The organism is Pseudomonas sp. Sample_22 (assembly GCF_004307635.1).
GTDB lineage: Bacteria > Pseudomonadota > Gammaproteobacteria > Pseudomonadales > Pseudomonadaceae > Aquipseudomonas.
Map to the genome: position 1 here is coordinate 128660 of NZ_RCNY01000031.1, position 11866 is coordinate 140525.

Below are 11866 nucleotides of genomic sequence, written 5' to 3' on the forward strand. Positions count from 1 at the left end.
CACTTCACCTGTGGCGAGGGAGCTTGCTCCCGCTCGGCTGCAAAGCAGTCGTAAATCGGGTAAGTGTGATGTGCATGATCAAATGCGGTGACTGGGTCGGGGCTGCTTCGCAGCCAGCGGGAGCAAGCTCCCTCGCCACAAAAAGCCCCTCTCCAGCCACCCGCTACCCGCTAAACCAGATGCAACGCCGTCAACAGCATGTCGATGAGTTTGATGCCCACGAACGGCACCAGAATCCCGCCCAGCCCGTAGATCAGCAGATTGCGCCGCAGCAACGCCGCCGCACTGGCTGCCTGCACGCGCACACCGCGCAACGCCAATGGAATCAGCACCACGATGATCAACGCGTTGAACACGATGGCCGAGAGAATCGCGCTCTGCGGACTGCTCAAGTGCATGACGTTCAGCACGCCCAATTGCGGGTAGATCGCCGCAAACAGCGCCGGCAAAATCGCGAAGTACTTGGCCACGTCGTTGGCGATGGAGAACGTGGTCAGCGCGCCGCGGGTCACCAGCAATTCCTTGCCGATCTGCACCACGTCCAGCAGCTTGGTCGGGTCGCTGTCGAGATCGACCATGTTGGCCGCTTCGCGCGCCGCTTGCGTGCCGTCGTTCATCGCCATGCCGACATCCGCCTGGGCCAGGGCCGGTGCGTCGTTGGCACCGTCGCCGCACATGGCGACCAGGCGACCGTCGTTTTGCTCATGACGAATACGCGCCAGTTTTTTCTCCGGGGTGGCTTCGGCCAGCACGTCATCCACACCCGCTTCAGCAGCGATGGCGGCAGCGGTCAGCGGGTTGTCGCCGGTGACCATGACCGTGCGGATCCCCAGTTTGCGCAACTCGGCGAAACGCTCACGAATGCCGGGTTTGACCACGTCCTTGAGGTGGATCGCACCGAGCAATTTGCCGTCGACGCAGACCAGCAACGGCGTGCCACCGCTCTGGGCGATCTTGTCGATTTCCCGCGACAGGGCCGGTGCCAGGTCCGCGCGTTTCATACCGATGAAGGTCAGCAGCGAATCCACCGCGCCTTTGCGGTAAACGCGGCCGTGATAGTCGACACCGGACAACCGCGTCTCGGCGCTGAACGGCACCGCGGTCAGCAACTCGGCAGCAGGCTCCGCTTGTGGCTGGGAGCCGCGCAGGAACTCGACGATGGATTTGCCCTCGGCCGTGTCATCGGCCAGGGATGCGAACAACGCTCCTTCGGCCAGCTCCTGGCTGCTCACGCCTGGGGCCGCGACCACTGCCGTGCAACGACGGTTACCGAAGGTGATGGTGCCGGTCTTGTCCAGCAACAGCACGTGCACGTCCCCCGCCGCTTCCACGGCGCGCCCGGATTTGGCGATCACGTTCAGGCGCACCAGGCGGTCCATACCGGCAATGCCGATGGCCGACAGCAGACCGCCGATGGTGGTCGGAATCAGCGTGACCAACAGCGCCACCAGAAACACCAGCGGCAGGCTGCCGTTGGCAAAGTGGGCGAACGGTTGCAGGGTGACCACCACCAACAGGAAGATCAGGGTCAGGCCGATCAGCAGGATGTCCAGCGCCACTTCGTTCGGGGTTTTCTGGCGCTTGGCGCCTTCAACCAGGGCGATCATCCGATCCAGCGTCGACTCACCGGGGTTGGCGGTGATCTTCACCAGCAGCCAGTCAGACACCAGCCGCGTGTTGCCGGTGACGGCCGAGCGGTCGCCACCGGACTCGCGAATCACCGGCGCCGACTCACCGGTGATCGCCGCTTCGTTCACTGCCGCGATGCCTTCGATCACCTCGCCGTCGCCGGGAATCATCTCCCCCGCTTCGACGCGCACCACATCGCCTTGGCGCAGGCTGGCGGCGGGCACCACCTGGAAGCTGCCATTGCTGGTTTTACGCCGGGCGCTCAAGCCTTCGCTGCCGGCCTTGAGGCTGTCGGCGCGAGCCTTGCCGCGACCTTCGGCCAGGGCCTCGGCAAAGTTGGCGAACAACACGGTGAACCACAGCCACACGGCAATTTGCGCAGCGACGAAGGTCGGCACCGCCGCGTCTGGAATGAAGCACAACACGGTGGTGAGGATCGCGGTCAGTTCGACCACCAACATCACTGGCGCACGTTGCAATTGCCGTGGGTCGAGCTTGACGAAGGCTTGCACCAGCGCCGGGCGCCAGAGGGCCGAGATCGCGGTTTTCGGTGCTTCGGCCGACTGGGTCGGTGATGCAGGTTTTGAAGCTGGAACATGCATATTCATGATGGATTCCTTAGAAGCCCATACTCAGGTGTTCAGCAATAGGCCCCAGTGCCAGGGTCGGCAGGAAGGTCAAACCACCCACCAGCAAAATGGTCACGGTCAACAGAGTCACGAACAGCGGGCCATGGGTCGGGAAACTGTTCTGGCCGATGGGTGCGGTTTTCTTCAGCGCCAGGCTGCCGGCCAATGCCAGCACCGGAAGGATGTAGCCGAAGCGACCGATCAACATGCCCAGGCCCAGCATCAGGTTGTGGAACGGGGTGTTGGCACCGAAGCCACCGAACGCCGAACCGTTGTTGGCACTGGCCGAGGTGTAGGCGTAGAGCAACTGACTGAAACCGTGGGCGCCGGGGTTGCTCACCGAGGCCACCGGACCTGGCAGGCTGGCGGCAATCGCGCCGAGCACCAGCACGCCGATCGGCATGACCATCAAGGTCACCACCAACAGCTGCACTTCCCTGGCTTGCAGTTTCTTGCCGAGGTATTCCGGAGTGCGACCAATCATCAGGCCGGCCAGGAACACCGCGATCAGCACGTTGAGCAACATGCCGTACAGCCCGGCGCCAACGCCGCCGAAGATCACTTCGCCGACCATCATGTTGACCAGCGCCACCATCCCGCTCAGCGGGTTGAGGCTGTCGTGCATGCCGTTGACCGAACCGTTCGATGCCGCGGTGGTGGTCACCGACCACAGCACCGTGGCGGTGGTGCCGAAGCGCGCTTCCTTGCCTTCCAGCGGCGCGGTCTGTTCGACGGCGACGTTGTTCAAGGTCGGGTTCGGTTGGTATTCGGCCCACATTGAAGTCGCGCCGCCAATCAGGAACAGCGCCAGCATGCAGGCGATGATCGCGCGGCTCTGGCGCAGGTCCTTCACGTAATGGCCAAACGTGAACACCAGGGCGACCGGGATCAGAATGATCGAAGCCATCTCGAACAGGTTGCTCCACGCCGTCGGGTTCTCGAACGGATGCGCCGAGTTGACGCCGAAGAAGCCACCCCCGTTGGTGCCCAACTGCTTGATCGCAATCTGGCTGGCGGCCGGGCCGAGCGGGATCACTTGATCAACGCCCTGCATCGTCACCGCGTTCACGTATTGCGCGAAAGTTTGCGGCACGCCTTGCCACACCAGGTACAACGCCAACAGCAGGCACAGCGGCAGCAAGCCGTAGAGCGTGGCGCGGGTCATGTCGACCCAGAAATTACCCAGCGATGCAGTGGACTTGCGACCGATGCCGCGGCACAGCGCAACCAGCACCGCCAGACCGGTGGCGGCACTCACGAAGTTCTGCACGGTGAGGCCGACCATCTGGCTCAGGTAGCTCAGCGATGCTTCACCGCTGTAGGCCTGCCAGTTGGTGTTGGTCATGAAGCTGACGGCGGTGTTGAACGCCAGTGTCCACTCCTGGCCCGGCAGGTTCTGCGGGTTGAGTGGCAAGTGATCCTGAAACAGCAAAATCGCGAACAGCAGCAAGAAGCCCGCAAGGTTGAACGCCAGCAAGGCCAGGGCGTATTTCTTCCAGCTCTGCTCGGAATGCGGATCGACACCCGCCACGCGATAGCACCCGCGCTCAACCGGCCCGAGCACCGGCGTCAGCCACGTGCGCTGGCCTTCCATCACCTTGTAATAGAAGCGCCCCAGAAACGGCGCCGGAACCAATACCACCGCGAAAAACGCAAGGATCAGCCAATAGTCATAACTGTGCATAGCCGCTCCTAGTTCCGGTCCGCGCGCAACAGCGCAACCAACAGATAAATGAACAGCCCCACTGCCAACAGCAGTGACACTCCGTCCAGAACGCTCATGGAAGTTCTCCGTGTTACGGCGCATTGCCGCGTGTGGAGTCATTGTCGAGAGGGAGGGTGTAAAGGCGCGAGATCGAGGGTTAAGGCGGGGGATAAAGAATGTGTAAAGAGTGGGTTTATGCTGGGGTTACAATCGTATCTTGTCGACTTACCGAAAAAAGGCCTGGCCAACATGCGTATTCTCATCACTGGCGGCGCTGGCTTCATTGGTTCTGCCCTGGTTCGTCAGCTGATTCGACACACCGAACATGAAGTACTCAATCTGGACAAGCTGACCTACGCCGGCAATCTTGAATCGCTGACCAGCATTGCCAATGACACCCGCTACGAATTCGTCCACGCCGATATCAACGATCAAACGACCGTAAGCGCTGTGCTCGCACGTTTCCAGCCGCACGCGATCATGCACTTGGCAGCGGAGTCCCATGTTGATCGCTCTATCGACGGACCGTCCGCGTTCATACAAACGAACATCGTCGGCACTTACAGCCTGCTGGAAGCCGCCCGCGCTTATTGGCAAAGCCTCGCCGAGCCGCAAAGAAGTGCCTTCCGTTTCCATCACATTTCCACCGATGAGGTCTATGGCGACCTGCATGGCGTCGATGAACTGTTTACGGAAACGACATCCTACGCACCCAGCTCGCCCTACTCAGCCAGCAAAGCGGCGTCCGACCATCTGGTCCGCGCCTGGCATCGCACCTATGGCCTGCCGGTGTTGCTGTCCAACTGCTCGAACAATTACGGCCCCTTTCATTTCCCCGAAAAACTGATTCCACTGGTGATCCTCAATGCCTTGGCAGGCAAACCGCTGCCGGTGTACGGCAATGGCCAGCAAATTCGTGACTGGCTGTTCGTCGAAGATCATGCCCGGGCGCTGCTCAGAGTGGTGACTGCAGGCAAGGTCGGAGAGACTTACAACATCGGCGGGCACAACGAGCAAAAAAACATCGACGTGGTACGCGGTATCTGCGTGCTGCTTGAAGAACTGGCTCCCCTGAAGCCTGAAGGTGTCGAGCACTACGCGGACCTGATTACCTTTGTGCAGGATCGTCCTGGCCACGATCTGCGCTACGCAATCGATGCCGGCAAAATCGAACGCGAATTGGGCTGGGTTCCCGAAGAGACATTCGAAACCGGCCTGCGCAAAACCGTCCAATGGTATCTGGCTAATCTGCAGTGGTGCCGTCGTGTTCAGGATGGCAGCTATCAAGGCGAAAGGCTGGGCGCCATCAATCCACAGGAATTGCTCGCATGATGAAAGGCATCGTTTTGGCGGGCGGCTCGGGCACGCGCCTGCATCCGATTACGCTAGGCATATCCAAGCAGCTGTTGCCGGTTTATGACAAACCGATGATCTATTATCCGATTTCAGTGCTGATGCTGGCCGGCATCAGGGACATTCTTGTGATCTCTACTCCCCGGGACTTGCCCCAATACCGCAATCTGCTAAGTGATGGCAGTCAATTGGGGGTTAACTTCAGCTTTGCCGAGCAAGCGTCACCGGATGGCCTGGCCCAGGCTTTTCTGATTGGCGAACAGTTCATCGGCGCAGATCCGGTGTGTCTGATCCTCGGCGACAACATCTTCCATGGCTCGTATTTTCACGAGCAGTTGCAAAAAGCGGCAAAACGCTCTTCTGGCGCCACCTTGTTCGGGTACCAGGTCAAAGACCCGGAGCGTTACGGCGTAATCGATTTCAACGACGAAGGCGATGCCCTGTCGATCGAAGAAAAGCCCAAACAACCGAAATCCAGCTACGCGGTCACCGGTCTGTATTTCTACGACAATGACGTGATCGAGATTGCCAAAGCGGTGAAACCTTCGGCTCGCGGCGAACTGGAAATCACAGACGTCAACAATGCCTATCTCAAGCGAGGCGATCTGCGCGCCGAGCGCTTGGGACGAGGCTTTGCGTGGCTCGATACCGGCACCCACGATAGCTTGCTTGAGGCTTCACAATATGTGCAGACCATTGAACATCGCCAGGGCCTGAAAATCGCCTGCCTTGAAGAGATCGCCTTCGACAATCACTGGATCAACCGTGAACAATTGCTGGAGCGTGCCGATTGCTTCGGCAAAACCGGCTATGGCCAATACCTCGCCAAGTTGGCAGAGAAAGAACAATGAACGGGGTTGATCGTGGAGTAAACGTCAGTACAAGCCCAGCAAAGGCTGACCTGTTGCCATGAAGTTTCTAATAAGCGGCCAACAGGGTCAGATCTCGCTTGAGTTACAGCGTCGACTGGGGGTTTTCGGCGAGTTGATCGTGCCAGGCCGCGATCAACTCGATCTGACCAAACCCGATCAAATTCGCCAAACGGTGCAGGATGTTCGGCCCGATCTGATCATCAATGCGGCGGCGTATACCTCGGTGGATCTGGCTGAAAACGAGCCGGAAACAGCCTATGCCATCAACGCGGTCGCCCCCGGTATCTTTGCCGAACAAGCGCTGGCGCTCGGTATCCCGCTGATTCACTACTCCACCGATTACGTATTCGACGGTACGAAAGTCGGCCCTTATGACGAAGACGACACGCCCAACCCGCTCGGGGTCTACGGCAAAAGCAAACTGGCGGGCGAACGGGCCATCACCGAGGTGCAATGCAAACACTTGATTCTGCGCAGCAGTTGGGTCTACTCGACCCATGGCCGCAACTTTTTGCTGACGATGCAACGCTTGCTGCAAGAGAAGGCAGAATTGGCAGTTGTCGCGGATCAGATTGGTGCGCCTACTTGGGCGGGAACAGTCGCCAATAGCACCCTGGCATTGATCGAACGCTGGCAATCGGGCGAACCCACTCCCTGGGGTACCTATCACCTGACTGCTCAGGGTAAAACATCCTGGTTTGGCTTCGCCGAGGCCATCGGAGAGGCGTTACGACAGCAGGGAAAGCCCTGCGCGAACCTACTGCCTATCCCCTCCAGCGACTATCCGACCCCTGCCACCCGCCCAATCAACTCATGCCTGGATTGCAATCGCCTGCAACGGGACTGGGGTGTCAGCCAACCCGACTGGCAAACCGCGCTGCGCGAGTGTCTCGCCGAACAAAACTGAGCAGGAACCACGAACCCGCCGACCAGCATCGCAATCCGCTTACTTCATGCTGACGACGGATAATCTCAGGAGCCGCCGCACGCTGCTCCGACAAGGATGTGCGATGCCTACGCCACATCAGGCATAGAATGGAACCACTGCGAAAATGTATCGCTCAAAGTGTTATGCACGCCCGGTTGGCGAAACCTCGCCAACCAGCCTGCTTTCAAGGAGATTCCTATGCCCTGGTATGCCTGGTTGATTCTGGTGGTTGCCATCGGCTCTATCGTTGGCGGTTTGATGATGTTGCGTGACACCGCCAACAAGGTCGAGCTGACCGATGAACAACGTAAACGCGTGGCTGAACGCAACGCGGAAGCGGACGCCAAGGATGCGCAGGACCGCTAACAAACAACTGTGGCGAGGGAGCTTGCTCCCGCTGGGTCGCGCAGCGGCCCTTGAGGTCCCTCGCACATTTTTTTGCGCCCGCTACGCGGTCGAGCGGGAGCAAGCTCCCTCGCCACGAAAGCGTATCTATTTTTCCCAATCGGCCTTGGCGATGTGCAAGCCGTGCAGACCTTTGTAGGCGGCACGCTCGGGCTGACTCCAGCCCTCCAGCAATGAATCCTCCAAACGATAAATCTCCACACCCAGCGGGCGACATACGCTCAATGGATCCTGCGCATCAGGCCCCCACATTGCCAACGACAGATCCCCGCCCGGGCAAGTCGAGAGTGCGCACAGCAGATCGATTTCGGCAAAGAACTCCAGATAATCCCCCTTCTGCGCCGGACAGGCTTTCATGAAATACATGTCGTCGTGGTTCAGGCCCGTGCACTGGAAAATATTCAGCACATCATGCACATCGAATTCGGTCAGGCCGTGGGGCAATACCGCCCGGGTCAGGTTGGAGTGACAGTGATGATGGAAATCTTCACCGGTGAGCATTTTGTTCACATAGGGATCACAGCGCGTGCCGAGCAAATCATGCAGGCGACCGCCGTGTTCATCGATTCCATAGCCGGCCAGGCTGTCATCGGTGATGGTCACTAGCGGTCGCAGAAACGGCAGGTTCGACCACAACCGGTCGTGGGTGCTGACATGGGCGCCTTGCAGCTGTCGGGTACGTGACGCCCACAAACGCTCACGGGGATCGTGAGCGTTCCAGACGTTGAAATCGCCGACTTGCGGACCAACAGGCGTCGTGACCCTGAACACGTGTCCGGCCGGAACGTTCCAGGCGCGGCCGGTGCGAATCGGCACTTCGAAGGACTCGATCAGCGTGCGTGCATCCTTCGCATCGCGCACCCGTTCATAGAACGCCTTGTCCACCTGCAAAGCCGAGCCTTTGCTGACTTGATAGGCCGCCGGATAGTCTTTGTACATGCCAATCTCCCTCGATCAGTGACGTTACGGTGCAGTCAGCGTAATCACTATTCGTGCCAGTTCTTCAACGCGTTCGAACCAAGATCAACGCATCTGCATGCTTTTTAGAAGTAGAAGTACAGTCACCATGTAATTTTCATTGGTTAATATGGCGACCTTGATGTGGAGATATCAGATGCGTTACTCGCAGGACCATAAAGCCCAGACCCACCAACGCATCATCAAAGAAGCTTCGGAGCGCTTTCGCCGCGACGGTATCGGCGCCACTGGCCTGCAACCGCTAATGAAGGCGCTGGGCCTGACTCACGGAGGCTTTTATTCGCACTTCAAGTCCAAGGACGAACTGGTGGAAAAGGCGCTGCAAGAAGCGGGCAAGCAAGTGGATGGGTTATGTGCCCAGATATTTGCCGAGGATCGCCCGCTGGAGGTGTTCATCAATACCTATTTGTCCGAATGGCATCAGACGTCACCCCATGAAGGCTGCCCGCTGCTGACCATGTCGTCGGAACTCGGCCTGCGCGGGCAACCGAGCCCCACTTCCGACGTGGTGCTCAATGCGCGACTTGAGCAGATACAGAACACGCTTGCCGGTGAAAACACGGTAGAGCGCAGCATCGTCATCATGTCGACGCTGGTTGGTGCCCTGCTGCTTTCGCGCAGTGTCGAGAATCCCGAGCTGGCCCAGCAGATTCTCGACGTCACGCGGACCCACTTGAACCAGTCCGAGACCTAACCGTTCCAGCGTTTGAACAACACGCTGGCATTCACGCCACCAAAGCCAAAGCCATTGGACAATGCGTACTCGATGGTCATCGGCCGGGCTTGACCGTGAACAATGTCCACGCCCTGGGTAGCAGGGTCCGGGTTATCGAAATTCAGCGTCGCCGGTACAACCTGATCCCTGATCGCCAGCAATGTGAAGATCGCTTCAATCCCCCCCGCCGCACCGAGCAAATGCCCGGTTGCCGATTTGGTTGATGTCACCGCGATCTTGTTATCCGCGCCAAACAACGACTTGATCGCCGCCAACTCTCCGAGGTCGCCAACCGGCGTTGAGGTCGCGTGGGCATTGAGGTGCTGAACCTGCTCCGGCGAAATACCGGCCTGAGCCAATGCCAACGACATCGCACGACGCGCACCGCTGCCATCTTCCGGGCCTGCAGTCAGGTGATAGGCATCCGCACTGGTTCCGTAGCCGACCAATTCAGCTAACGGTTTAGCGCCACGGGCCAAGGCGTGTTCCAGCGACTCGATCACCAGCAAACCCGAGCCCTCGCCCATGACAAAGCCATCGCGCCCACTGTCGAACGGCCGCGAGGCACGCTCCGGGGTGTCGTTGTAGCCACTGGACAGAGCGCGAGCTGCTGCAAACCCGGCAAGACTGACCCGGTCGATCGCGGCCTCGGCGCCGCCACACACGGCGATATCCGCCTCACCGGTACGAATCAATCGCGCCGCATCACCAATCGCCTGAACCCCGGCCGCACACGCCGTCACCGGTGCACCCAGCGGACCTTTGAAGCCGTGTTGAATCGACACATGCCCCGCCGCCAAATTAACCAGAAACGACGGAATGGTGAACGGCGACAAACGCCGCGGGCCACGACTGTCAGTGGTACGCACCGCATCGGCAATCGCGCCGAAACCACCCACGCCTGAACCGATAATGGTCGCGGTACGCTCCTGGGCGACGGCCGTCTGCGCTTGCCACCCGGCCTGTTCCAACGCCTGCCGCGCCGCTTCCATGGCAAACAGGATAAAGCGGTCCATCTTCTTCTGTTCTTTGGGCGGCGTCGCCAGATCCGGGTCGAACCCCGCTTCAGCATCGTCCGCCACAGTGGGCACCGAGCCGCCGACCTTCGCCGGCAGATCCGCAACCACCTCTTCCGGCAAGTTACGCAACCCGGAACGCCCGGCCAACAGGCGAGCCCATACCGCTTCAACCCCGCTACCCAACGGAGAAACCAGCCCCATCCCGGTAACAACCACTCGACGATTACTCATACCGCAAATACCTCATGCCGATTGATGGCGCTTCACTTGTAACGTGCAGCAGCCTGGCTTTTGGAAAGGTTCGGAGCCATGACCAGTCGTGCCGCGACAAAGGCATTCCACTCAGCGGCATCCGGCAACGAAGGAATAGTGACCAGCTCGCCCTGGTCCAGGCCCGACAACGACGCGTCGACCATTTCACCCGCTTCCATGACCATCTCTGCCGGAATCTGGGTCGCATCGATACCGGAGCGTTCCCAGATTTCGGTACGCGTCACACCCGGCAGCACGGCCTGGACCTTGACCCCGGTGCCATCAAGCTCGGCGTTCAAGGATTGAGTAAGGCTCAGCACATAAGCCTTGCTGGCACTGTAGGTCGCATTGAAACGCTCTGGGAACAGCGCCACCACCGATGCAATGTTGATAATGGTCCCGCGACCGGCCTTGGCAAAACTCGCCGCCGCCGCCGATGCCAAGCGAGTGACTGCTGTAACGTTCAGTTGAATCATTCGCTCCAACTGATCGGTGTCGGCATTGGCCAACAACCCATCCGCTGCCACGCCGGCATTGTTCAGCAACAAGCTGATGCTGGAGTCGCTGCGCAGACGCTGCTCAAGCTTGAGCACGTCATCCTTTTGCGTCAGATCCGCTTTCAGCACTTCCACCTGCACGCCAAATTCAGCACGCAACGCGTTCGCCGCTTCATCCAGCCGTTGCTGATCACGAGCGACCAACAACAAATCAAAACCACGCGCCGCCAGACGCTGCGCGTAGACCGCGCCGATGCCGGAAGAAGCGCCAGTGACGAGGGCCGTGCCTTGGGATTGAGTAGAGGTCATGACTATGCTCCAGGGAAATGCTTGAAGGGAAAGCCAAGCGCCTGAGGCTCAGGACGCTTCGACAGAAATCGCATTAATTATAGGCATAATTTAAATGGCATATGATAGCCATAATTTAAATGACGCCGACAAAAGGCAAAACCTCGCAGCATGCGCCAGAAAGAAAAAGGGGCCGATCAATGACCGGCCCCTGGCGCTGACTTACAAGCTTAGTTCACCTCAAGCTTCTCGCGATTTTTATCCAGAATGGCTTTGCCGATCCCCTTCACCTCGAGCAACTCATCAATGGACGCGAAAGGCCCATTTGTTTCCCGATACGCAACAATCGCCTTGGCCTTGGCTTCTCCCACACCCGCCAGCTCACGCTGCAAAGTCGGGGCATCGGCGGCATTGAGGTCGATCTTGGCCGACTGCGTCGAAGAGGAAACCTCTTGCATCAATGGTGTGTTACTCGCTTGCGACTCCACGGCCGGCGCAGCAATAGTGGCGACAGAGGCGCTGGTGAGAAGGGCAAAAACCAGAGAAGAGAAATAGCCGGTACGCATAAATGAAGCTCCATGACATCGATTGGGAAA

General features: G+C 59.2%; 12 protein-coding genes. 5 read left to right on the plus strand and 7 right to left on the minus strand.

Translation table 11 applies throughout. The features are described 5' to 3' along the window. Positions 1 to 170: 170 nt before the first annotated feature. The 3 genes from kdpB to kdpF are packed head-to-tail and all read right to left on the minus strand — an operon-like array spanning position 171 to position 4040. Positions 171 to 2231 (minus strand): potassium-transporting ATPase subunit KdpB, encoded by a 2061-nt coding sequence (kdpB, locus tag D8U73_RS07675; RefSeq protein WP_177435050.1) that lies wholly within the window; start codon positions 2229 to 2231, stop codon positions 171 to 173. 16 nt (positions 2232 to 2247) lie between these two features. Further along, positions 2248 to 3942: a potassium-transporting ATPase subunit KdpA gene (gene kdpA, locus D8U73_RS07680; protein ID WP_130904105.1), complete on the minus strand. Its 1695-nt coding sequence runs from the start codon at positions 3940 to 3942 to the stop codon at positions 2248 to 2250. A gap of 8 nt (positions 3943 to 3950) precedes the next feature. Further along, a complete protein-coding gene (gene kdpF / locus D8U73_RS07685) occupies positions 3951 to 4040 on the minus strand; it encodes a K(+)-transporting ATPase subunit F (RefSeq protein WP_007899818.1) in 90 nt (29 codons plus the stop codon). Between the two features lie 172 nt (positions 4041 to 4212). Between kdpF and rfbB the strand changes: the two genes are divergently transcribed. The 4 genes from rfbB to D8U73_RS07705 all read left to right on the plus strand — a co-directional run bounded on the left by rfbB (position 4213) and on the right by D8U73_RS07705 (position 7482). Continuing rightward, complete coding sequence (gene rfbB / locus D8U73_RS07690) at positions 4213 to 5295, plus strand: dTDP-glucose 4,6-dehydratase (protein ID WP_130904106.1); 1083 nt, start codon at positions 4213 to 4215, stop codon at positions 5293 to 5295. Further along, a complete protein-coding gene (gene rfbA / locus D8U73_RS07695) occupies positions 5292 to 6167 on the plus strand; it encodes a glucose-1-phosphate thymidylyltransferase RfbA (protein WP_130904107.1) in 876 nt (291 codons plus the stop codon). The genes rfbB and rfbA overlap by 4 nt, the downstream gene beginning before the upstream one ends. A gap of 58 nt (positions 6168 to 6225) precedes the next feature. Next, positions 6226 to 7095: a dTDP-4-dehydrorhamnose reductase gene (gene rfbD, locus D8U73_RS07700; protein WP_130904108.1), complete on the plus strand. Its 870-nt coding sequence runs from the start codon at positions 6226 to 6228 to the stop codon at positions 7093 to 7095. Positions 7096 to 7314: 219 nt separating this feature from the next. After that, positions 7315 to 7482, plus strand: a complete 168-nt coding sequence (locus D8U73_RS07705; RefSeq protein WP_007931351.1) for a DUF2897 family protein — start codon at positions 7315 to 7317, stop codon at positions 7480 to 7482. A gap of 126 nt (positions 7483 to 7608) precedes the next feature. Here the strand turns inward: D8U73_RS07705 and D8U73_RS07710 are convergent, their stop codons facing one another. Beyond that, on the minus strand, positions 7609 to 8460 hold the full coding sequence (locus tag D8U73_RS07710) for a DUF1989 domain-containing protein (protein ID WP_130904109.1): 852 nt from the start codon (positions 8458 to 8460) through the stop codon (positions 7609 to 7611). A 175-nt stretch (positions 8461 to 8635) separates the two neighbouring features. On the opposite strand from D8U73_RS07710, the gene D8U73_RS07715 reads away from it, so the two are divergent. Further along, entirely contained in the window at positions 8636 to 9193 is a 558-nt protein-coding gene (locus tag D8U73_RS07715; protein WP_130904110.1) for a TetR/AcrR family transcriptional regulator, read from the plus strand. Here D8U73_RS07715 and fabF read toward each other — a convergent pair. From fabF to D8U73_RS07730, 3 genes are all read right to left on the minus strand, one after another. After that, positions 9190 to 10464 carry a beta-ketoacyl-ACP synthase II gene (fabF, locus tag D8U73_RS07720; protein WP_130904111.1) on the minus strand — a complete coding sequence of 425 codons (1275 nt, stop codon included), beginning with the start codon at positions 10462 to 10464 and terminating at the stop codon, positions 9190 to 9192. The genes D8U73_RS07715 and fabF overlap by 4 nt on opposite strands. 32 nt (positions 10465 to 10496) lie before the next feature. After that, positions 10497 to 11291 (minus strand): SDR family oxidoreductase, encoded by a 795-nt coding sequence (locus tag D8U73_RS07725; protein WP_130904112.1) that lies wholly within the window; start codon positions 11289 to 11291, stop codon positions 10497 to 10499. A 209-nt stretch (positions 11292 to 11500) separates the two neighbouring features. Next, positions 11501 to 11836 (minus strand): helix-hairpin-helix domain-containing protein, encoded by a 336-nt coding sequence (locus D8U73_RS07730; RefSeq protein ID WP_130904113.1) that lies wholly within the window; start codon positions 11834 to 11836, stop codon positions 11501 to 11503. Positions 11837 to 11866 lie beyond the last annotated feature (30 nt).

Bases quoted from the DNA above. Each gene is read 5' to 3' on its own strand.
- kdpB (WP_177435050.1), bottom strand. From the start codon at position 2,231: ATGCATGTTCCAGCTTCAAAACCTGCATCACCGACCCAGTCGGCCGAA.
- kdpA (WP_130904105.1), bottom strand. From the start codon at position 3,942: ATGCACAGTTATGACTATTGGCTGATCCTTGCGTTTTTCGCGGTGGTA.
- kdpF (WP_007899818.1), bottom strand. From the start codon at position 4,040: ATGAGCGTTCTGGACGGAGTGTCACTGCTGTTGGCAGTGGGGCTGTTC.
- rfbB (WP_130904106.1), top strand. From the start codon at position 4,213: ATGCGTATTCTCATCACTGGCGGCGCTGGCTTCATTGGTTCTGCCCTG.
- rfbA (WP_130904107.1), top strand. From the start codon at position 5,292: ATGATGAAAGGCATCGTTTTGGCGGGCGGCTCGGGCACGCGCCTGCAT.
- rfbD (WP_130904108.1), top strand. From the start codon at position 6,226: ATGAAGTTTCTAATAAGCGGCCAACAGGGTCAGATCTCGCTTGAGTTA.
- D8U73_RS07705 (WP_007931351.1), top strand. From the start codon at position 7,315: ATGCCCTGGTATGCCTGGTTGATTCTGGTGGTTGCCATCGGCTCTATC.
- D8U73_RS07710 (WP_130904109.1), bottom strand. From the start codon at position 8,460: ATGTACAAAGACTATCCGGCGGCCTATCAAGTCAGCAAAGGCTCGGCT.
- D8U73_RS07715 (WP_130904110.1), top strand. From the start codon at position 8,636: ATGCGTTACTCGCAGGACCATAAAGCCCAGACCCACCAACGCATCATC.
- fabF (WP_130904111.1), bottom strand. From the start codon at position 10,464: ATGAGTAATCGTCGAGTGGTTGTTACCGGGATGGGGCTGGTTTCTCCG.
- D8U73_RS07725 (WP_130904112.1), bottom strand. From the start codon at position 11,291: ATGACCTCTACTCAATCCCAAGGCACGGCCCTCGTCACTGGCGCTTCT.
- D8U73_RS07730 (WP_130904113.1), bottom strand. From the start codon at position 11,836: ATGCGTACCGGCTATTTCTCTTCTCTGGTTTTTGCCCTTCTCACCAGC.